Here is a 21,479-nt window from a genome sequence, read left to right on the forward strand (position 1 = left end):
ATGGACTCATGCTCGGCGGGACGAGTGACCTTCGCTATCCAGCGGATACGTCAATATTCACGAAGCGTCGTCGCGGGAGGCCTCTTCCGCGAACACGCCGGCCTCCACCGCCTTGACCGCGAGCGCGGTCCGGGAGCTCACCTTCAACTTGCGCATCGCCGCCCGCAGCTGCTGATCCACTGTGGCCGGCGACTTGGCCAGGATCCGGCTGATCTCCCGGTTCGTCTTACCGGCGACGACCAGTTGGACGACGTCGAGCTCGCGCGGCGAGAGCTGGTCGCCGTACCCGCGTCGGCCACCGCGCCACAGTCGCGGGACCTCGGCGCCGTGTTCGCGAAGCCGCTGCGCGACACGGTCCGCATCGCCTCGGGCGCCGAGCCGGAACAGCTGCTCGTACTGTGTCGCCAGCAGCTCGCGGCCCTGGTCGAGCCGGCCGTGCGCGATGAGAGCCTCGGCGTGACGCTCGCGGGAGAGCATGGCGTCGTAGGGGCGCGGCAACGCGCTCCAGGCGCGCGCCGCACGATCCCAGGCCGTCGCCGCGCGGGCGTGGTCTCCGGCCGCGGCGAGCAGCAGGGCACGGCACACGGCGAGCGCCGCGCGAGGCGCTGGCGCCGTACGGCCACGCAGTCCTCTGGCGAACTGGTCACCCAGGCGTGTCGCGGCCTTCCGGTCGCCCGCGGCGAGGTGCGCCTCGACCCGGGCGGGGACGAGGTCCGTCGCCCAGATCCAGATGCCCTTTCGTCGGACCGTGTCCATCGGCTCGTTGGTGATCTGCAGCGCCCGGATGCTGTTTCCGTCCGTCAGCCACAGTCTGGCCAGCGCGGCGGCGGCCTCCATCGTGTCGTCGGCCGCGCCGAGACGGGCAGACTCCTCAAGGACCAGCCGGAACTGCTCCTCCGCTGCGCGCCGCCGTCCGGCCGCGGCTGCCAGCCGGGCAGCGAGCCGAATGCTGCCGAGGTAGTGCGCCGGCCGGTCGCGGTCGGCGTCGGCGAGTGCCGCGCTTCGGTCGGCGAGACCCTCCCACCGACCGGTGAGCCACGCCAGGTTGGCCTGTTCGAGTCGAACGTTGTGCTGCAACCGGGACGCCTGTTCGGCCTCGGCAAGGCGCTCGGCCACGCCAAGGTGCTCCTCGGCGTCGGCGTACCGGCCCCAGATCAGCGCGCCGGTCCCGACATTCGCGTGGATGCGGGCCACGTCGAGACGCTCCGCCGCGGTCGTGCCGTCGACGGGGAGGTCCGCGACGACATCCCAGGCCTCCTCCTCGCCGAGCATGAGCAACGCCGCGGCTCGGTTGCCGGCCAGGTTCAGCCGCTCCGCGGGAGAGTCGAACGCGGCGGCGAGTTCGGCGGCGCGATCCAGCCAACGCCGATGCGTCGACGCCGGCCACGGGCCGGCATAGGCCCAGCCGAGGTAGGTCATTGCCCGGGCGGCCTCGACCGGATCATGATCGAGGTTGGCCACCGCCTGCTCCAGCTCGCTGAGTGCGGCCTGCGCCTCACCCCCGGTGATCAGAAGCCGGCCCAGGGGGTTGCGGATCTCGGCCTGTTGGCGGGCGGAGAGACCGGGAGTCTCCAACACCGAGCGCAGGGTACGGATCACGCGGTGGTAGACCGCGTCGACCTGTTCACGACGGCCCAGTGCGGCGACTCCGGCGACGCGTGCGACCCGTGCCCGATCCACCGGCGGCAGGACGGCCCACGACATCAGATCGACAAGCAGGTCGACAGCCTTGGTGTGGTCACCCGAGGCCATGGCCAGTTCGGCGCCCTGCTCGGCGTACCGCGCCCAGGACTGCGTCTCGCCCGCCTCGCGGAAGTGGTGGGCAAGGCGTGCCACGGCCGGCGGATGAATGTCCTCCAGAGCCCGGCCGGCCAGCAGGTGGAAATGCCTGCGGTCGGTAAGCGGGATCGCCTCGTAGACAGCCGTGGCGGCCAGCACATGCCGGAATCGCCACCGGCCACGGTCGTCCGCGTCCAGGACGCCGGCGCCGGCCGCCTCCGCGACGGCGGTTCGGCAGGCAGTCGGTGACAGACCGGCAGTCATCGCGATCGTGGCCAGCGACGACCGCTCCACCAACGTGGCCGCGGCACGCAACACCTGCTGCGCCGTTGGCGACAGGCGACCCACCCGCTCCCGGGTGGAGTCGCGCACCGTCGGCGGCACCTGTAGCTCGCGCAGCTTCAGCCGGACCCACTGTCCGCCCCGGAAGACGAGGTCGGCACGGTCGCACATGAGGCGGACCGACTCCTCCACGGCCAGCGGAACGCCACCCGTCCGCTCGTGCATGAACGTCGTGAACTCCGGTGATATCGGGTTCCCGTCAAGCATCGAGGACACCAGCGCCGCCGTGTCGTCGGGTCGCATGGGCGCCAGGGCGATCCTCAGCTGGGTCACGCCGGCGGGCAACCGGGACGTCAGCCGCAGCAACAGCGATCCGTCGTGCACCTCCTCCGGCCGGTAGGAGATGACGAGGCTGGGCCCGTCCGTCTGCTGTCGGGAGGTGACGAACAGCAGGAACTCCAGGGTCACCTCGTCGGCCCAGTGCGCGTCCTCGAGCACGAGAACGTCGACACGCAGCGCCCGCAGCAGCTCGTCCAGGGCGCGGAACAGGCGATGCCGTGCCGCCTTCGCATCGTCCAGGGGCGGTAGGGCGGGCGGCAGGTCCGCGGACCATTCCGGGAACAGGGGCCGCAACGCGCCCGCGAGCTCGGTGAGCCGCAACCGCGACACCGGTCGGTCGATCGCACGGAACGCGTCGACGATCGGCCCCAGCGTCAGCGATTCGCGAAGCGGCGGACACACCGAGACCAGGGCGCTGCGCCTCTCCGGCGCGGCCAGCCACTCGCGCACCAGTCGGCTCTTCCCGATCCCCGCCTCGCCCTCCACAAGCACGATCGCCGGTGGCCGGGCCAGGGCACCCCGAAGCGCCGCCATCTCCCGTTCACGACCCACGAAATGCGGCGTGGAAACGGTCGGTGCAGTTCCGTCGTCCTCGGAGGAGGGGTCGAGCATGCGTGATGATCTCGCTTTTCGCTGCTCGGACACAAGTGCCCCGGTGCGGGATCCTCATCGCAGGCGGCACTCGACACCACCAGCACCCGCGCCGGCTTCGGCCACCTGCTCCGCCCCGACATCATCGACGCCAGCCGCAGGCGTGCCCGAGAACTGCGCACCAACCCGGTTGCCCGCCGGGGCCAGACTGCCTAGCTTGCTCACCATGGGGAACGAGTGTCGTAGCGTGCCCGGGCGCGCCCGATGAGCGGTCGTCTTCGCGAGATTGCCCGACAGACGGTCGCGATCGCCGATTCGGGTCGCTACCGCAATGCCGCCGGTGCCGAGGTCGGCATCGGCGAGATGGTACGTGCCGCAGTTGCCGGCACTCGTCTCCACCTACCGCACGAGGTCCCCGCGGCGGGAGACGCGGAGCCCGGCGAAGGCAGGGTGGAGGTGACGAACGAGTCGACGTTGCAGGCAGCCCGTCGACTGGCGCCCGGAGCGGCCTGCCTGGTGTTCGCCTCGGCGAAGAACCCGGGTGGTGGGTTCCTGAGCGGAGCGCAGGCCCAGGAGGAGAGCGTCGCCCGCTCCTCGGCGCTGTACCCGTGTCTCCTCGCCGCCCCGCAGTTCTACGCGTTCCACAGCGAACAGCGGGACCTGCGGTACAGCGATCGCGTCATCTTCTCCCCGGACGTGCCGGTGTTCCGCGACTACAGGGGAGATCTGCTCGACCAGCCGTACACGACGTCGTTCCTGACCGCCGCGGCGCCGAACCTGGGCGCGATCCTGCGCAACCAACCCGACCACGTGGCGGACGTACCGGCGGTGCTGGCCCGACGGGCGCGCCGGGTGCTGGAGGTCGCGGCCGGGCACGGACAGCGGACGTTGGTGTTGGGCGCGTGGGGATGTGGCGTGTTCCGCAACGATCCCGCCACGGTCGCCGACGCCTTCGCCGCCGCGCTGCGGGAGGTCGATCGCTTCGACCACGTGGTGTTCGCCATCCGCGACAACGTGCCGGGAACACCTGTGTTGCGCACGTTCGCGGAACGCTTTCCGGCAACCCCCGCGGATCCGGCGGTGGGTGGCGAGCGCCGGTGAGCGGCACGTCGTTACCGGCCACCAACGTCTGGCCCGGGGAGTAGTGCCGGCCGGACGGGCTGCCTCGCCCTGCGGTGCCTACCCCTGGTGGGGAGTGGTTGGCACGGGCGGGGCTCGCAATACTTCGAGCCATGAAGGCGAGAGGACAGCTCGGTGACTTCCTCCAGGCCCGGCGCTCCCAGCTGCGGCCGGAGGACACCGGCGTGGCGACGTACGGCGAGCGGCGCCGGGTGCGAGGGCTGCGCCGGGAGGAGTTGGCCCTGCTGGCCGGGGTGAGCGTGTCGTACTACTCGCGGCTGGAGCAGGGGCAGGCCGTGAACGCCTCACCCGAGGTGCTCGACGCGCTCGCCCGGGCGCTGCGGCTCGACGACGCGGAACGCCGCCACCTGACCGAGTTGGCGGCCGGGACCCGCCGCCCGCCTGCCGTGCGTCGCCCGGCCGCGGAGCGGGTGAGCCCGGCGGTACGCCAACTCGTCGCGACGCTCGGTGACGTACCCGTGGTGGTGCTCGGTCGCCGCGCCGACGTGCTGGCCTGGAACACCGCCGGTCATGCCCTGTTCGCCGGTCACCTGAATCCGGGGATCCCCCAGCGGCCGAACCCGCACCCGAACATGGCGCGGCTGGTGTTCCTGGACGCGCACACCCGCGACCTGTACGCGGACTGGCCCACCAAGGCCCGCGCGGTGGTGGCGACGCTGCGGATGGCCTCCGGACAGCACCCGGACGACCCGCTGATGGCCGCGCTGGTAGGTGAGTTGACGGTGCGCAGCCCGGAGTTCGCGACCATGTGGGCCGACCACCGGGTGAAGGTCGGCGGTGACAGCGTCTACCAGATGCGTCACCCGCTGGTCGGCGCCATGGACGTGACGCAGCAGACCCTGCGTACCGACGACGATCAGACAGTTGTCATCGCCACCACCGAACCCGGTTCGGCATCGCACGCCGCGATGACGTTGCTCGTGCACGGCGCCGTCACCACCCGTGCCGGCGCTGCGCAGCCGCTCACCAGGCGCGAATAGCGCCGTTCCCATCGGCTCGACCCGAGGTGCTCCGAAAGGAGCGCCGGACCCGTCGCGCCCTTTTCCAGCCCAGCACCATCAGCCTCAGTGAGGACACAAATGCGCAAGAGAACGATGACCCTCGCAGTCGCCGTCGCCGCAGCGGGAATCGGCGTCGTGACGGTCGTACCGTCGAGCGCCGCGCCGGCCGCCACCGCGGGGGCCCGTACCGTCGGGTCGGCCCGAGCGTCCGCCGCGCCCTCGCGGATCACGAACCACTTCGACCTGTCGAAGGGACAGATGCCGGAGAACGTCGCGGTCGGTCCGGACGGCACCGCCTACGTCACCTTCGCGGCGGCTCGACAGGTCGCCGCTGTCACCCCGTCCGGTGGTACGCGGATCCTGGCGACCCTGCCGGCCCCCGCCGATGGCGGCGTCAACACCCCGGTGCTCGCGTTCGCGCTGACCACGGGCATCGTCCGGATGATCGACGGCACTCTCTACTTCCTGTACGCGAGCGGTGATGCCGCCTCCACAGGTCTGTACCGGCTACGCCCCGGCGGGACCCCGTACCGCATCGCGGCTCTGCCGGCCGACGGGCTGCCCAACGGCCTGGCGTTCGACGCGGAGGCTCGGAGGTTCTACCTCACCGACTCGGTGCTCGGCACGATCTCCACCGTTCCCCTGGACGGCGACCGTGCCGAGGTCTGGTCCTCGGCGCCCGAGCTGGCCGCGGCGGGTTTCCTCGGTGCCAACGGCATCAAGGTACGCGCCGGCGCGATCTGGGCGACAAACCTCGACCGGGGCACGCTGCTGCGCATTGCGGTGCGGCACGGCCGGTCCGGGCCCGTCCGGGTGGCGGCGACCGGCCTGGTCGGCATCGACGACTTCGCCTTCGCCGGTGTCGGCGACCGACAGGTCGTCGCCACGCTGAACGGCCCGAACACCGTGGTCAGCATCGACGCGGCAGGCCGTTCCCGGACGCTGCTGACCGCCGCCGACGGCTTGCAGAACCCGACCTCGGTGGCCGTGCGGGGCCGCACCGTCTACGTGCTCAGTGCCGCGTACACGACAGGCGTCGACCCCAACCTGGCACTGGCCACCCTGCCGGGCCGCTGATCCGCTGAGCGTCGCCGTCAAGCAGTGGGGCCCGTTCCCTCGGTACTGAATACTCGGATCGCCCGCCACCGTCGGATGACGGGGACGGGCGATCCGACGCCTCCGCTCACGCGGGGGGAGAGGTGGCTCGGTCACCGCGCGGCCCGGAGGTCGGGCCCTCCGCTCGACGACCCGTCGGGCGTGCGCGGGCGCCGACGACCGAGGTGGAAGACCGTACCCGCGGCCAGCGCGGCCATGACGATCAGCGCGGCGAAGAACGGGTGCATGTCCTTGGACAGGCTCGGGGCGCGGTCGGGCCCGATGGCCCAGAGGATCAGCGGTGCGGCGTACGCGGTGGCGAGCGTGACGGTCCAGCGGCGTAGGCCGCGGAGGTGGGCGTGCCGCAGGCTCACGATCAGCGCAAGGACGACCGGGACGATGGCCAGCATGGCGAACTGGCCGATGACGAGGACCGGGACGGCCCAGATCGAGATGACGGCAGTCCGGTCGGCGCGGTTTCGCCGGGTATGGGGAGACGCGGTGGAGGGCATTGTCGTCCCCGTCAGCGGGTGGGGTCGGTGATCGCGGGACGCCATGCCAGCCAGCCGCGACACAGCACGTAGGCAGCCGCGACGACGGCGACGAGCCCGAAGTCGATGATGGCTGACAGGCGTGCCTCGGGGACGTCTCCGATCAGCGCCCCGAACACGACGAGGGCGGTCTTGCCGGCGAGCACGATCTCCCAGACGCCTGCCGCTTGACGGGGCCGCACCGCGAGCAGGGCGAAGAGCGCGGCGAAGATGCCGAAGCTGGAGACCCGCCAGCCCTCGACGAACAGACGGTCGTCGCTGGCGTTGATGGTCAGTAGCACGCCGTTGACGAACGCGACGCCGGTGGCGAGTGAGGCGAGGGCCGCCAGCCCACGGCCGACGAGGTCTGCTCGGTGGGCGGGGGCGGCGATGTCGATTCGGGTAGCGGTCGCGGCGGTCATGAGAGCTCCATTCTTGGAGAACGGCTGTGAACTTACAACCGTTAACTTACGCGCTCGCCTAACGTCTGTAAAGTCAGAGGGGTGACCACACCGAGAATGCGGGCCCGCAACAAGCGCGGCGAAGGCGCCCAGCTGCGCGACGAGATCGTCGACGCCGCGATGAGGCTGCTGGAGGACGGCACGCCGCAGAACGTGACCCTGCGGGGGATCGCCAGGCAGGCCGGCATCTCCGCGCCGTCGATCTATCCGCACTTCCCGGACCTGGACTCGATCCTGCTCGCGGTCGCGCAACGCGCGTTCGGCATCCTGGAGCAGGAGTTGGGCACGCCGGATGACGCGGATCCGGTCGAGCGCCTGCGCGCGATCTGCGCGGCCTACCTGACCTTCGCCGAACGCCGGCCGCAGCAGTACCGGCTGATGTTCGGCGCCGTCTGGGATGCCGGGCAGGCGCTTGAGCGGGCCCCGGGCATGGCCGACGAGCTCTCCGTTCTCGGCATGGGAGCGTTCGAGATCTTCCGGCGTACGCTCGCCGACTGCGTCGCGGCGGGCCGGTCCGCCAGCGCGGACCCCTTCCGTGATGCGACGGCGCTCTGGGTGGCGTTGCACGGATTCGCGCAGCTCCAGGTGGCGGCGCCGCTGTTCCCGTGGCCACCGGAGCTGCGCGACTCCGTCATCGACCGGATGGCGCTGCTGCGCTGACGGTGCGGTTGGCCGCAACCCCGCAGAGAGCGTGCATCGACAACGCCACGCGTCGCGGCTGATGGTCGGTACCCACCAACTCCCCGACGCGGGTGCACGGCGAGGTTCCGCCCTCGGCGGGCTGCGCCCCACATCAGCACCCTGGCAGGATGCGCCCGTGCGTCCTCGGCTTCTCCTCCTGTCCGCTGCGGCTGCGTGCGCCGTCTTTCATGTTGTGGGTGTCCTGACGGCCCGTCCGATCTGGCGTTACGCCGAGGTGGGGAGCCTCGGTCTGCTCCTTGCCTACGCGGTGGTCAGTCGACCGCCGCGCTCCCGATGGGCGCTGGGGGCAGCCCTCGCGGTGCTGCTCGTGGACGCGGTCCGGACGATGCCGGCCCCTCGGGACAGCGCCGACTACGGCTGGCAGGTGCTCGTGCCCGGCTCCGCGCCCGAGGCACCGTCCGCGTTGGAGTCGGGTCTCTCCCTCTGCTGGCCCGCGATGGTCGCAGTCGGGGTGCTGCTCGTCGCGTGGCGCCGCGGTGGCTGGCATCGACGATGGGTGGTGCCGGGTGTCGTGGGGGCAGCGCTGATCATCGGGTACGCGGCCGTCCGTATCGTTGCCGTCCGAAGTGCCGCCGACGCGGAAACTCGGCGAGGATCCGGCGCCGGTATGGCCGACCTGATCACGGCGGTCCTGCCGCCCCTGATCCTCGGGATAACCGCGCTGGCGCTCGCCTCGGCGCTTGCCGGCCACGGTCGACGGCTCGCCGCGATCGGCGCGGTGTTGCTGGCCCTCACGGCGCTGCCGCTGCTGGACACCTGCATCGCCACGGTCCCAATGCCCCTGTACGCCAGCAGCGAGAACGCCGTGTTCGCCTGGTACGCCATCACGCCCACGCTGTCCCTGCCGCAACCGATGCCGGCGCTCACGGCGATGGTCGAACTGACCGGGTACCTGCTGCTCGTCGTGGGCCTCAGCAGATCATCCGTTCCGACGGCCCCGTCACCGGCCGTGGCCTGAGCGGGTCGACCGAGGACTTTGACGCAGGCCCTAGCTGCTGTCTCCGTGTCCGGATCCTCATGCGTCCGGTCCGGAAGACGGCGAAACGTCGGCATTGGCGCGTGGTGAACGACGGCTATCCGGGACGGCGATCCTGCGTCGATCATTGCCCGGAGATAGACATGAGTCAGTCTCACCTCCTAGTGGAACGTCCGGGCGCGGAGGGCGAGAGATCGGCACCGGCAGCCGGGCGTACCCGAACGGCCCGACTCCGCGTCCCCGGAGGATCGCCATGCCCCGTCCCGCTCTCCGTAACCGGCTCGCGGCGTTCACCGCCGCCGCCCTGACCGCGAGCGTCCTGACGGTGACCCCGCCGTCACCGGCGCTGGCCGCCAGCACGTTCGCCGCCAACGACTACTGCCTCGGCCAGTGCGCCGACATCCTGCCCCCCGGGCAGAACGGCAACGCCACGCTCGTCGCCATCCTGGCGCACCAGGCGCTCGGCACCCGCCCGGCGCACTCCAGTGACCAGCTCGACGAGTACGCGAACCTGGTCTACAACTACGCCGGGCTGACCGACGAGCAGATCGGCCACTTCTACAACGATGCCTCGTTCGGAGTGCCGGCCGCGCAGGTCGAGAGCACTGTGTCGCCGCGCGCGGACGTCACCATCGTGCGGGACAGGGCCACCGGCGTCCCGCACGTCACAGGCACCACCCGCGCCGGCACGATGTTCGGCGCCGGGTACGCCGGGGCCCAGGACCGGCTGTGGGTGATGGACCTGCTGCGGCACGTCGGCCGGGGCAACGTCACCTCGTTCGCCGGCGGCGCGCCGGGCAACCGGGAGCTGGAGCAGAGCGTCTGGGCCAACTCGCCCTACACGGAGGCGGACCTGCAGGCCCAGGTGGACGCGCTGCGCACCAAGGGCGCCCGGGGCCAGCAGCTTTACACCGACGTGGTCGACTACATCGCCGGCATCAACGCCTACATCGACAAGTCGATCGCCGACGACAACTACCCGGGTGAGTACGTGCTCGCCGGCGCCGGCAAGCCGAAGCACTTCACCATGACCGACCTGATCGCCACCGCCGGGGTGATCGGCGGGCTGTTCGGTGGAGGCGGCGGCAGCGAGATCCAGTCCGCGCTGGTCCGGGTGGCCGCCCGGGCCAAGTACGGCGCCACCGAGGGCGACCGCGTATGGGCGGCGTTCCGGTCGCAGAACGACCCGGAGACCGTCCTCACCCTGCACGACGGGCAGAGCTTCCCGTACGGGGCGACACCGTCGGGCGCGACAAGCGCGGTGCTCCCCGACGCCGGCTCGGTGGTCGCCGAGCCTCTCGCGTACGACGCCAGTGGTGGGGCCGCCGCCCGCACCGGCGCCAGCACCGCCACCCAGGGGCTGCTGGGCGGCCTGTCCAACCTGCGCGCGCACGGCATGTCAAACGCGGTGGTGGTCTCCGGGCGGCACACCACCACCGGCAACCCGATCGCCGTGTTCGGGCCGCAGACCGGCTACTTCGCGCCGCAACTCCTGATGCTCCAGGAGTTGCAGGGGCCGGGGATCAGCGCGCGCGGCGCCGCGTTCGCCGGTCTGAACCTCTACGTGCTGCTCGGCCGCGGCCAGGACTACGCGTGGAGCGCCACCTCCGCCTCCCAGGACCTGACCGACACGTACGCGGTGCCGCTGTGCACCACCGACGGCAGCGCGCCGACGCTGCGTACCAACCGCTACCTCTACCGCGGGCAGTGCCTCGCCATGGAGGCGCTGGAGCAGCGCAACTCCTGGTCGCCGACGCTTGCCGACTCCACCCCGGCCGGCGCGTACACGCTGCGCGCGCTGCGCACGAAGTACGGGCTCGTCGCGTACCGGGGGCTGGTGAACGGGCAGCCGACCGCGTTCACCAAGCTGCGCTCGACCTACCGGCACGAGGCCGACTCGGCGATCGGCTTCCAGGCTTTCAACGACCCGTCGGCGATGGGCAACGCGGCGGCGTTCCAGGCGTCCGCCACCAGCGTCGGGTACGCGTTCAACTGGTTCTACGTCAACTCGACCGAGGCGGCGTACTTCAACTCCGGCTCGAACCCGATCCGGCCGCCCACCGCCGACCCGAACCTGCCCACGAAGGCCGAGCCGGCGTACGAGTGGGCCGGCTGGAACCCGGACACCAACGACGCCACCTACGCTCCGGCGTCAGCGCATCCGCAGTCGGTCAACCAGGACTACTACGTCAGCTGGAACAACAAGCAGGCGCGGGACTTCGGGGCCGCGGACGGCAATTTCAGTTTCGGCTCCGTACACCGTGCTCAGTTGCTCGACGGCCCGGTGCGCGCCGCGATCGCCCAGCGCAAGCTCGGCCGCGCGGACGTCGTGAAGATCATGGCGGACGCGGCGGTGACCGACCTGCGTGGCCAGCAGGTCCTCGGCGAACTGCTGCGGGTGCTGGACAGCGCGCCGGTCACCGACCCGGCGTTTACCGACGCGATCGGCAAGCTGCGGGCCTGGCAGCAGGCCGGCACCCGCCGGGTGGAGACGTCGCCCGGCTCCAAGGTCTACCAGCACGCCGACGCCATCCGGATCTTCGACGCCTGGTGGCCCCTGCTGGCTTCGGCGGAGTTCCGCCCCGGCCTCGGGCCCGACCTGTACGCCGCGCTCGTTGATGCCATCGAGGTGAACGAGGCGCCGTCGGGCGGCCAGAACGGCGGGCGCGACGGCGCCGTGAGCTGGGTGCCGCAGGGGCAGGCGCACAAGGGTTCGTCGTTCCAGCACGGCTGGTGGGGCTACGTCGACAGGGACCTGCGCACCGTGCTCGGTGACCCGGTGGCCGGTGGGCTGGGCCGCGCGTACTGCGGCGACGGCAACCTCGGCGCGTGCCGGCAGGCGTTGCTCGACGCGCTCGGCCAGGCCGCGGCGCTGCCGGCCACCACCGTGTACCCGGGGGACAAGTCCTGCTCCGCCGGCGACCAGTGGTGCGCCGACTCGATCGCCCAGTCCGGCCTCGGCGGCATCACGCAGCCGCTGATCGCCTGGCAGAACCGCCCCACCTACCAGCAGGTCGTCTCGTTCCCGGCGCACCGGGGCGACGACGTCACCAACCTGGCCCAGGGGCGCTCGGCCACCGCGTCGAGCACCCAGTTCCTGACCAGCTACACCCCGGGCAAGGCGGTCGACGGCAGCCTCGACAGCCGGTGGGCCAGCAGCTACAACGACAACCAGTGGCTCCGGGTCGACCTCGGCGCGGCCCGCACGGTCAGCCGGGCGGTGCTGCGCTGGGAGTCCGCGTACGGGACGTCGTACCGGATCGAGGTCTCCGGCGACGGCAGCTCCTGGACGCCGGTGTTCGCCACCACCGCCGGCAACGGCGGCGTCGACAACGTCACCTTCGCGCCGGTCACCGCCCGCTACGTGCGGGCGTACGGGGTCAAGCGCGCCACCTCGTACGGATTCTCGCTCTACGAATTCGAACTGTACGGACGGTGACCTCGCTCGGAGGGGCGGCGGATGGTTCCGCCGCCCCTCCGGCATTTCAGGCTCTCCCGTCGTTCACCGTGGCCGGCCGTAACCGGTCAGCGGCCCTGTAGGCGCTTGACGTTGTCGCCGAAGGTCCAGCCCTTCGACCCGTCCCAGTTCGCCGACCAGGTCATCAGGCCCTTGAGGCCGGGCACGGAATTCCAGGCCTGCGTGACAAGTGACGTCGACAGGTAGCCGCCGCCCGCCCCGTTCTGCGCGGGCAGGCCGGGGACCTGCTTGTCGTAGGGCACGCGGATGGTGGTGCCCTGGATGGTGAGGCCGTTGTTGAGGCACTGCGTCTGCACCGTGAAGCCCTGCACGGTGCCGGCGGGGTACGAGTCGCCGGCGCAGCCGTACATGCTGCCGTTGTAGTACTGCATGTTCAGCCACCAGAGCCGGCCGTTGTCCACGTACTTCTTGATGATCGGCAGGTACGAGCCCCAGATCGAGCCGTAGACCACGCTGCCGCCGGTGACGTAGGCCGTCTCGGGGGCCATGGTCAGGCCGAAGTTGGACGGCATCCGGGCCAGCACGCCGTCGATGATCCGGATCAGGTTGGCCTGCGACGTGGACAGGGTGTTGATGCTGCCGCTGCCGGTCAGGCCGGTCTCGATGTCGATGTCGATGCCGTCGAAGTGGTAGGCCGTCAGGATCGGCACGATCGTCGCGACGAACCGGTCGGCGACGGCTGTGGAGCTCAGGTCGATGCCCGCGGCGGCCCCGCCGATCGACATCAGGATGGTGGCGCCGGCCGCTTTGGCCTGGCACATCTCGGCCGGGGTGGCGACCTTGACGCCGGCGTCCATGCCGTTCTCCCAGAGGACCGTGCCGTCCGCGCGGATCACCGGGAACGCCGCGTTGATCACGTTGTAGCCGTGCTGGCCGAGCCGGCTGTCGGTGATCGGGATCCAGCCGAGCCCGGGGTGTACGCCGTTGGCGGCACCGTCCCAGTTCTCCCAGTAGCCCTGCAACACCTTGCCGGTGGGCCGCGACTTCACCGCGCAGGTCCCACCGGTCGGTGGCGGCGTGGTGGGGGGAGGGGTGGTCGGTGGCGGCGTGGTGGGGGGAGGGGTGGTGGGCGGCGGGGTGGTTGGCGGTGCCGTGCTGGGCGGCGGAGTGCTGCCCGAGCACGCGCCCAGGTCGCGCCACAGCGACGGGGTCGCGGCGGGGTTCCAGCCGGCGCCGGCGTAGGCGGTGTGGGTGACCAGGGCCTGGTAGAGCCGGCCGCCGTAGGTGACCTGGGTGCCCGCCTGGTAGGTGACGCCCTCGGCCCAGACCGGGGCGGCGCAGGCGACCATCGCGACAGTGTCCGCCGAGGACACGGCGGCCATGCTGCTGGGGACGAAGGCGACGGCGGCGGTGACAGTCATCGCCGCCCCGGCTACCACTGCGAAAATCCGACGGCTTCTCATGGCTCACTCCCCAGGCATCGACGTCCCGCGACCTCCACATATTGACGTTCACGACGGTTAATAGCAAGGGTTGTTTACAGATCGCGGGCGGCCGGCGGATCGTCAGTGCCGGCGGTCCGGGGTGCACAGGATGGCACTACCCAGGAGAGGATCGTCGAATGACGGTCTTGAAACGGTACGGAGCGGGCGCGGCGCTGGCCGGGCTCCTGCTGATGGTCACCGAAGGCTCCCCGGCCTCGGCGGCCTCCCCGACGGTGAGCACGCCGACCACGACCACACTGACCACCCACGGCCGCACCGCCGAGAGCTACACGGGCCTGATGAACGGCGAGTCGTTCCAGCAGGACGGCATCGTCTCGCACCGACGGTGGCAGTACGCGGCGTTCTGGGACGACGAGGGCTACGTCAACGTCTCCCGGCGTCCGACGAACGGCACGTGGCAGACCATCCGCCTGACGGACTACCGCACCACCACCACCGATTCGCACAACGTGATCAGCATCGGGCTCTCGCACGTGGACGGAAGCATCCACCTCTCGTTCGACATGCACTCCCAGCGGTTCCGCTACCGCAGCTCGGTGGCCGGCATCGCCACCTCACCGGACACCGCCACCTGGTCGCCGGGCATCTTCGGCGCCGTGCAGAACAACCTCGCCGGACGGGACATGGCAGTCATGACCTATCCGCAGTTCACCACCATGCCCGACGGCAACCTGCAGCTGACGATCCGCACGGGGGAGAGCGGGAACGGCAACCAGGTCCTGTTCGAGTATCGGGCCGGCGCGTGGAGTTTCGTTGGCAAGATCATGAACGGCACCACGCTCGGCAACAACGCCTACCTGTTCGGCTTCCAGTACGACGGCCAGGGCGTTCTGCACATGACCTGGACCGTCCGGGAGACCTTCGACGCGAGCAGCAACCACGATCTCTACTACGCGTACAGCACGGACCGGGGCCGTACGTGGCGTAGTGGTTCGGGTGCGTTGATCGGCACCGCCGACTCCAGCCCGATCTCGACGACCACCGCCGCGGCGCGGTTCTGGGCCATCGGGCAGAACCGCGGCCTGATGAACCAGGAGTCGCAGACCGTCGACTCGGCGGGGAACGTGCACGTCCTGGCCTCCCACCTGCCGCCGTCGGCGCCGAGTGACGCGGTCTTCACCAACGCCCGCACCAGCGCCGTGCTCGTGCACTACTGGCGTGAGGCCGCGACCGGCCAGTGGCGCCAGCGAATCCTCGGCTACCAGGCGGGCATCAGCCGCGGCGACATCGGCGTCGATTCCCGGGACAATCTGTTCGTGGTGAGCGCCGCCTCGAACACGGGCGTATTGCAGGTCGCGACGGCGTCCCGGGCCTCGGGTTGGTCGGACTGGGCCGTGCGCTACCGGTCCTCGGCGACCTTCACCTCCGATCCGCTGCTCGACCACCGCCTGCTGAAGTCGAACAACATCGCCAGCGTCTTCGCGCCGCATCAGGGCGGCAGCCGGATCGACGTCCTCAACTTCACCAGCGCCGGGAACTGACCGATCCGGTCAGGGGTGGCCACGAGCGGGAGCAGACCGGGTTCCCGCTCGTGACGCAGTCGTCGCGACACTGCCGCGCTCGGCTAACGGGACACGGCGGAGTGACTACGGAGCAACTGCGCGACGGCGTCCGGGCGGTCCAGCGGCACGATGTGCCCGCTGCGGGGAATCAGCTCACCGGTTAGGTCGTCGGCAACACCGATGAGCTGCCGGTGGAGCAGGTCGCCGACGGTGTTGCCGCCGACGGCCAGGGTGGGAACGGTCAGCCGGCCGGCCGCGGAGATCGCCGTCACGTTCTGCTCGGCGGCGCGGTAGTAGCCGAAGCCGCAGCGCAGTGCCTCACGACCGGTGTACGCGCTGACGAACGCGTCCCGGATCTGCGGGGGCACCCCCCGTCGCTCGAAGGTGCCGGCCGCGAGGAAGAAGTCGAGGTACTCGGCCTCGTGGCCTTCGAGCACCGTCTCGGCCAGCCCGGGAGCCGAGTGGAAGCCGAACCACCACGGTGGTGCCGGGAAGCCGCCGGGCAGGCCGGGCAGCGCCGCCTCCATCAGTACGAGGCGGCGTACCCGGGCCGGGTGCAGCGCGCCGAGCAGGAAAGCGGCGGGCACGCCCGCGTCCAGGGCCACGACCTCGGCCTGCTCGACCCCCAGCGCGTCGAGCAGGCCGAGCATGTCTCCGGCGCCGGTCGCCGCGTCGAAGCCGTCCGCCGCGCGAGCGCTGTCGCCGAGCCCTCGAAGGTCCGGTGCGATGACGCGGCGCCGTCCACCCAGCAACGGCAGGACGTCCCGCCACACCTGCCACGTGTGTGGCCAGCCGTGCATCAGCAGCACCGGCGGGCCGGCGCCGTCCAGGGCGACGTTCAACTCGGTGCCGTTGGTCCGGATTCTGCGCAACTCCATGCCTGACCTCCGCTGGTTACCATTGGTTACCTGCTTAACATGGGAGATGCCTGATGACTTGGCAAGACGGCACTTTCGCGCCACCTGGTGAGGCCGGGGTAACCGGGGATCTGTTCAGCCCGGCGTGCCCGACCCGGCAGCTGCTCGACCGGATCGGCGACAAGTGGACGTCGATGCTGATCAAGGTGCTGGCGGAGAACCATCCGGCGGAGCTCGGCTTCGCGGAGCTCCGCCGCCGCGCCCCAGGGGTGTCGAACAAGATGTTGTCGCAGACGCTGCAGAGCCTGTGCCGCGATGGTCTGGTGACCCGACGGGTCGAGGCGAGCGTGCCGCCGCGCGTCCATTACGCGCTCACCGGCCTGGGTCTCTCCCTGGATGCCCCGCTGGCAGCGGTCCGGGCGTGGGCCGAGCAGCACATTTCTTCCATCGAAGAGTTTCGTCGTCGTCCTGGCCAGTAGTGGCGCCCGGCGATCCCCGGCTCGGTGCGACGCCGTGCACGTCTGATGTCCGGGTGGGCGCCGGGCGTCACGCCCGGCAGCCGGTCTGCCCGAGCCGATCGGCGGCGGGAGCATCCCGGGATCGGATATGGTCCGTGACGCGCGATATGCCGCTTATGAGGGGAAAGTCGTGAGCCGCCTTCCATACGTGAACCCCACCGACGCCCCAGCGCCGGTCCGCGAGGCGCTGCAGGCCGCGCTTCCCCTGAACTTCTTCCGCGTCATGGCCCACGCGGAGACGGCATTTCCAGCCTGGATGCGGTGGGGAGGAACGCTACTCAAGGGTCTGGCCCTCGCCCCGCTGCTCCGGGAGATCGCGATCCTGCGAGTTGCCGGGCTGAGTGACGTCAGGTACGAGTGGGTTCAGCACGAGCCGATCGCCCGCTCCGTCGGCGCCACGGACGAGATGATCCACGCGCTCGGGCGTGACGAGATCGAGGCCGACTGTTTCTCGGCGGACCAGCGGGCTGTCCTGCGTTTCACCACCGAAATCGTCCGCGACGTCCGCCCATCCGGTGCGACCCTCGCCGCGCTGACCGCACTGCTCTCTCCCCGCGAGGTGGTCGAACTCCTGATGGTGATCGGGCAGTACATGATGATCGCGCGGGTCGCCGTGACAGCCGACCTGGAAGTCGACGAGCCGATGGGTGCCGCTGTCTACGGCGTCACCGGTTGATGGCAGAGCCGGTCGACCCCGCACCCCGTACGCCGTCTTCCCTGGCGGCCCGGCGGGACGGCAAGCGCTGATGCCCGGGCCGCGCGTCGTCAGGGCGCGGACCGGCCGTCAGCGTCCGGGTCCACGGACGGCCGCGGGTAGCCGAGTTCGTACGAGATCTGCTCGGCGGTCTCCAGGAGGAGCGGAAGGTTGCTCTTCAGTTGGTCGAGGCTCGCGATGACCTCGATCGCGGTGATCGAGGCGGCGGCGATGACCTGACCTCGCGAATCCCTGATCGGTGCGGCCACGCACAGCACGTACGCGTCGTGCTCGCCGTTGTCCACGGCCCAGCCGCGCTCGTGGATGCGGGCGAGTTCGGCGTCGAGGGCGTCGTGGTCGGTCAGGGTGGTGTCGGTGAATCTCTCGAAGACGACGGGGGAGAGGAGACGGTCGCGTTCCTCCCGCGGCAGGTGGGCCAGGATCGTCTTGCCCACCGCGCTCGCGTAGAGCGACACCGCACGTCCGATCCGCGAGGGCAGCTTGACGGCGTCGAACGCCGGACTGTCCACCTTGTCGATGTAGATGATCTCATCGCCGGTCAGTTGTGCCAGGTGCACGGTGTGGCCTGTCGCGCGTTGCAGCGCGCGGAGGTGAGCGGCGGCGGGCTGGCGCAGGTCCATCGAGCCGAGCGCGAGTTCGGACAGTTCGATGAGCCCGCTGCCGAGCACGTACGTGCCCGCCCCGGTCCGGCGGACGAAGCGAGCCGATTCCAGCGTCTGCAGGATCCGCAGGGCCGTGGACTTGTGGACGCCGAGCACGTCCGCGGCCTCCGTCAGGGACAGCGGATGTTCGGCCGATCGACGGATGAGGTCGATGGCGCGGCGTATCGATTGCGCCAAGGCTGCTTCTCCCCTCGCGCGGCGGGCAGCACCGTGACAGCCATTGCATCATGTGCAATAGATGCGACGCAATGCGCAATCGTCACTTGACAGCGTTGCGTATGTCGCTACGATCGTTGCAATTCCATTCGTTGACGCCAACTCGTAACAGTGGAGTGACGATGGGTCATCAGCACGCTCGTTCCGGCTTCCCCAGGGCGACAGGTGCCCTCGGCCCGGTCGCCACCGCCCGTACGCCCACAACGAGTACGTGTTCGCGGTGACCCGAGGGCCGGCCACCGGCGCGGACTGGTTCGGGACGGCAACCGAGGCGCTGCCGGACGACGTGGAAAGCGTCCTGATCGGCCGGATCTGGGACCCTTCCGCCGACGGCCCCACGCCCGTTGCCGTCCGGAACGGCGAGGTCGTCGACCTCAGCCACCGGTTCCCCACCATCCGGGACATCTGCGAGCTACCCGACCCGGCGGCGACAGTGGCCGAGCTCGACGGCGCGCGGGTGGGCGACTTCGCGGAGATCCTGGCCAACACGGGCACCGCCACCCGGGACCGTCGCCGGCCCTGGCTGCTCGCCCCGGTCGACCTCCAGGCGCTCAAGGCCGCCGGCGTGACCTTCCCCGTCTCGATGATCGAACGCGTCATCGAGGAGCGGGCACGGGGAGACCTGGCGCTCGCGGCGGACATCCGGCAACGGATGTTCGCCGACATCGGCGTCGACCTGTACGACCTGGACCCGGGCTCGGCCGAGGCGGCGCGGCTCAAGAGCCTGCTGGTCGCCGAGGGCATGTGGAGCCAGTACCTGGAGGTGGGGATCGGCCCGGACGCCGAGATCTTCACCAAGGGGCAGATCCTCTCCGCAGTCGGCACCGCCGTCGAAGTCGGCGTGCTCGCCGCGTCGACCTGGAACAACCCGGAGCCCGAGGTCACCCTCATCGTGGCGTCCAGCGGCCGGATCGTCGGCGTCACACTCGGCAACGACGTGAACCTGCGCGACATCGAGGGCCGCTCGGCGCTCCTGCTTCCCCTGGCGAAGGACAACAACGCCTCCTGCGCCCTCGGCCCGCTGATCCGGCTCTTCGACGGCCGGTTCGGCATGCAACGGGTACGCGAACTCGAGGTGCGTCTGGAGGTCCGCGGCGTGGACGGCTTCCTCCTGGAGGCGGTCTCGGAGATGACCCGGATGTCGCGCGACCCGGAGGATCTGGTGCGGCAGTTGATCGGCCCGCACCACCACTATCCCGATGGCGCCGCCCTGATGCTCGGCACCATGTTCGCGCCCATCCAGGACCGGGACCGCCCCGGCGAGGGCTTCACCCACAAGATCGACGACGTGGTACGCATCAGCTGCCCGGCACTCGGCACCCTGGTCAACCGGGTGCGGCACGCCCAGGAGTGCGAGCCGTGGCACTTCGGCGTCCGCGATCTCATGGGCAATCTGGCAAGGAGGGGACTGCTGTGAACGTGGTCAGCACGGTCGATCCGCGCGACGGTAAGCGTCGCGCGACGGATCTCACCGAGACCGACGAGTCCCGGCTGGAGGTGATCGTCGGCCAGGCGTCCCGGGCGACGCGGTGGTTGGCAGGCCTCGGGAGGATCGGCCGGGCGGACCTGCTGGACGCGATCGCCGCGTCTCTTCAGGCCCGTCGGGTGGATCTGGTCGCGGCCGCCGAGGCGGAGACCGGGCTGGCCCACGCGCGGCTGGACCAGGAGCTCACCCGGGCCGCGGTCCAGTTCCGGATGTTCGGCGACGTGCTGCGCGACGGGGCGTACGTCGAGGCGGCCATCGACCACGCCGCCGACACCCCGCTCGGACCCGGCCCGGACGTGCGGCGGATGCTCGTACCCCTCGGGCCGGTCGCCGTCTTCGGGGCCAGCAACTTCCCGTTCGCCTTCTCGGTCGCCGGCGGTGACACGGCCGCCGCGCTCGCCGCCGGCTGTCCCGCGGTCCTGAAGGCCCACCCGTCCCACCCGTTGACCTCGCACGCCTCCGCCGCCGCGATCTCCTCGGCCATCCGCGACATCGGCGGCCCCGAGGGGGTGATCGCCACCGTGTACGGGGAGCAGGCCGGCCGCTCGTTGGTGCGTCACCCCGCGATCCGCGCGGCAGCCCTGACCGGCTCGGTGAACGCCGCCCGCGCCATCCAGGCCGCCATCGACGAACGAGCCGACCCCATTCCCCTGTACGCCGAGCTGAGCAGCGTGAACCCGATCGTCGTCCTGCCCGACGCGGCCGCCGACCGGTCCGACCAGATCGCCGAGGGCCTGTTCGCCTCGTTCACCGCCTCCGGTGGTCAGCTCTGCACCAAGCCAGGCCTGGCGTTCATCCCGTCGGATCGGGGCGGCGACCGGCTGGTCGACACGCTGCGGGAGAAGGTCGCCACCTCGGGCGGCACGGTCCTGCTCAACGAGCGCATCCGGGACGCGTACGAGCGCCGGGCTACGGAGTTCGAGCGGGCCGGCGCTCGGCTCTCGGCGCAGCCCCAGGTCGACCCCGGTACGGGCTTCACCGCCGCACCGAGGCTCCTGGAGGTCGATCTGCCGGGCCTGAGCGCCGAGATCGCCGACGAGTGCTTCGGCCCGCTCATGGTAGTGGTCCGCTATCACGACGCTGCCGAACTCGACGCCGCGCTGAACGCCGTCCCGCCGTCGCTGACCGGCTCCGTCCATCGCGGCCCGGGTGATGACGCCGACGTCGTACGCCTGTTGGTCGACGTGCTCGCCGCCCGCGCGGGCCGCATCGTCTTCGACGGCTACCCCACGGGTGTACGGGTGTCGTGGGCCCAGCACCACGGTGGACCCTGGCCGTCGACGAACGCGGTGCACACGTCGGTGGGCGCGACGTCGATCCGACGATTCCTCCGCCCGTTGGCGTGGCAGGGCGCCCCGGCCTGGGTGCTTCCGGAGGAGTTGCGCGACGAATACACAGCCATTCCTCGGCGCGTCGATGGGAGGTTGACGCCAGCGGCCGAATAATCGCGCCCGCCGCTCTCTCGCAGGTGCGTTTCCGGGTCACCCGCGACTGGCGCCGCTGAAGCGCGTCCGAATGGTCGTCGACATGATTTTCCGAATCCATGTGCCGACCCATTGTGGCAGTCGTGGCAATTCCTGGTTCTGCTGACCTACTCCCATTGGTGGAAAGGTCCGGCCGCGCGCCCCGGGTGAAACCAGGGGGCGCGCCGCCGGGGGGGGCCGAACGGGGCACCTCGGGGGCGCGGGGCCCCCGCAAGGGCCC

At 70.8% G+C, this 21,479-nt stretch carries 18 protein-coding genes; 11 read left to right on the plus strand and 7 right to left on the minus strand.

Annotated elements, in window-relative coordinates:
• Positions 1-57 precede the first annotated feature (57 nt).
• Both ACLQ26_RS26410 and ACLQ26_RS26415 read right to left on the minus strand, forming a co-directional pair.
• Entirely contained in the window at positions 58-2,952 is a 2,895-nt protein-coding gene (locus tag ACLQ26_RS26410; RefSeq protein ID WP_425747002.1) for an ATP-binding protein, read from the minus strand.
• Positions 2,953-3,066: 114 nt separating this feature from the next.
• Entirely contained in the window at positions 3,067-3,390 is a 324-nt protein-coding gene (locus ACLQ26_RS26415; protein WP_425747039.1) for a hypothetical protein, read from the minus strand.
• On the opposite strand from ACLQ26_RS26415, the gene ACLQ26_RS26420 reads away from it, so the two are divergent.
• The 3 genes from ACLQ26_RS26420 (at position 3,298) to ACLQ26_RS26430 (ending at position 6,209) form a co-directional block, all read left to right on the plus strand.
• Positions 3,298-4,092 (plus strand): TIGR02452 family protein, encoded by a 795-nt coding sequence (locus tag ACLQ26_RS26420; protein WP_425747037.1) that lies wholly within the window; start codon positions 3,298-3,300, stop codon positions 4,090-4,092. The genes ACLQ26_RS26415 and ACLQ26_RS26420 overlap by 93 nt on opposite strands.
• A gap of 131 nt (positions 4,093-4,223) precedes the next feature.
• Positions 4,224-5,111, plus strand: a complete 888-nt coding sequence (locus ACLQ26_RS26425) for a helix-turn-helix transcriptional regulator (RefSeq protein ID WP_425747003.1) — start codon at positions 4,224-4,226, stop codon at positions 5,109-5,111.
• Positions 5,112-5,210: 99 nt separating this feature from the next.
• Positions 5,211-6,209, plus strand: coding sequence for an SMP-30/gluconolactonase/LRE family protein (locus tag ACLQ26_RS26430; protein WP_425747005.1), 999 nt, complete (start codon positions 5,211-5,213; stop codon positions 6,207-6,209).
• Between the two features lie 131 nt (positions 6,210-6,340).
• Here ACLQ26_RS26430 and ACLQ26_RS26435 read toward each other — a convergent pair whose 3' ends face one another.
• Positions 6,341-6,739, minus strand: coding sequence for a hypothetical protein (locus ACLQ26_RS26435; protein ID WP_425747006.1), 399 nt, complete (start codon positions 6,737-6,739; stop codon positions 6,341-6,343).
• Positions 6,740-6,750: 11 nt separating this feature from the next.
• Positions 6,751-7,179, minus strand: coding sequence for a hypothetical protein (locus tag ACLQ26_RS26440; RefSeq protein ID WP_425747007.1), 429 nt, complete (start codon positions 7,177-7,179; stop codon positions 6,751-6,753).
• An 81-nt stretch (positions 7,180-7,260) separates the two neighbouring features.
• Between ACLQ26_RS26440 and ACLQ26_RS26445 the strand changes: the two genes are divergently transcribed.
• The 3 genes from ACLQ26_RS26445 (at position 7,261) to ACLQ26_RS26455 (ending at position 12,335) form a co-directional block, all read left to right on the plus strand.
• Positions 7,261-7,878, plus strand: a complete 618-nt coding sequence (locus ACLQ26_RS26445; protein WP_425747008.1) for a TetR/AcrR family transcriptional regulator — start codon at positions 7,261-7,263, stop codon at positions 7,876-7,878.
• Between the two features lie 214 nt (positions 7,879-8,092).
• Positions 8,093-8,878 carry a hypothetical protein gene (locus tag ACLQ26_RS26450; protein WP_425747009.1) on the plus strand — a complete coding sequence of 262 codons (786 nt, stop codon included), beginning with the start codon at positions 8,093-8,095 and terminating at the stop codon, positions 8,876-8,878.
• Between the two features lie 271 nt (positions 8,879-9,149).
• Positions 9,150-12,335 (plus strand): penicillin acylase family protein, encoded by a 3,186-nt coding sequence (locus tag ACLQ26_RS26455; RefSeq protein WP_425747011.1) that lies wholly within the window; start codon positions 9,150-9,152, stop codon positions 12,333-12,335.
• A gap of 86 nt (positions 12,336-12,421) precedes the next feature.
• Here ACLQ26_RS26455 and ACLQ26_RS26460 read toward each other — a convergent pair whose 3' ends face one another.
• On the minus strand, positions 12,422-13,777 hold the full coding sequence (locus ACLQ26_RS26460; protein WP_425747012.1) for a carbohydrate-binding protein: 1,356 nt from the start codon (positions 13,775-13,777) through the stop codon (positions 12,422-12,424).
• A 158-nt stretch (positions 13,778-13,935) separates the two neighbouring features.
• Between ACLQ26_RS26460 and ACLQ26_RS26465 the strand changes: the two genes are divergently transcribed.
• The gene (locus tag ACLQ26_RS26465; RefSeq protein ID WP_425747013.1) at positions 13,936-15,300 is read left to right on the plus strand and encodes a BNR repeat-containing protein; all 1,365 of its coding nucleotides are present in this window, start codon (positions 13,936-13,938) and stop codon (positions 15,298-15,300) included.
• Between the two features lie 83 nt (positions 15,301-15,383).
• Here the strand turns inward: ACLQ26_RS26465 and ACLQ26_RS26470 are convergent, their stop codons facing one another.
• Entirely contained in the window at positions 15,384-16,199 is an 816-nt protein-coding gene (locus ACLQ26_RS26470) for an alpha/beta fold hydrolase (RefSeq protein WP_425747014.1), read from the minus strand.
• Between the two features lie 53 nt (positions 16,200-16,252).
• On the opposite strand from ACLQ26_RS26470, the gene ACLQ26_RS26475 reads away from it, so the two are divergent.
• Positions 16,253-16,657, plus strand: a complete 405-nt coding sequence (locus tag ACLQ26_RS26475; RefSeq protein WP_425747016.1) for a winged helix-turn-helix transcriptional regulator — start codon at positions 16,253-16,255, stop codon at positions 16,655-16,657.
• 169 nt (positions 16,658-16,826) lie between these two features.
• A complete protein-coding gene (locus ACLQ26_RS26480; RefSeq protein WP_425747018.1) occupies positions 16,827-17,372 on the plus strand; it encodes a carboxymuconolactone decarboxylase family protein in 546 nt (181 codons plus the stop codon).
• Positions 17,373-17,461: 89 nt separating this feature from the next.
• On the opposite strand, the gene ACLQ26_RS26485 is transcribed toward ACLQ26_RS26480, so the two are convergent.
• The gene (locus ACLQ26_RS26485; RefSeq protein WP_425747020.1) at positions 17,462-18,250 is read right to left on the minus strand and encodes an IclR family transcriptional regulator; all 789 of its coding nucleotides are present in this window, start codon (positions 18,248-18,250) and stop codon (positions 17,462-17,464) included.
• 250 nt (positions 18,251-18,500) lie between these two features.
• Between ACLQ26_RS26485 and ACLQ26_RS26490 the strand changes: the two genes are divergently transcribed.
• Both ACLQ26_RS26490 and ACLQ26_RS26495 read left to right on the plus strand, forming a co-directional pair.
• Positions 18,501-19,706 (plus strand): fumarylacetoacetate hydrolase family protein, encoded by a 1,206-nt coding sequence (locus ACLQ26_RS26490; RefSeq protein WP_425747021.1) that lies wholly within the window; start codon positions 18,501-18,503, stop codon positions 19,704-19,706.
• Positions 19,703-21,220, plus strand: coding sequence for an aldehyde dehydrogenase family protein (locus ACLQ26_RS26495; RefSeq protein WP_425747023.1), 1,518 nt, complete (start codon positions 19,703-19,705; stop codon positions 21,218-21,220). The genes ACLQ26_RS26490 and ACLQ26_RS26495 overlap by 4 nt, the downstream gene beginning before the upstream one ends.
• The last annotated feature ends 259 nt before the right edge of the window (positions 21,221-21,479 follow it).

Origin of the sequence: Micromonospora sp. DT43 (assembly GCF_049841645.1) — a bacterium.
Taxonomy (GTDB): Bacteria; Actinomycetota; Actinomycetes; order Mycobacteriales; family Micromonosporaceae; genus Micromonospora.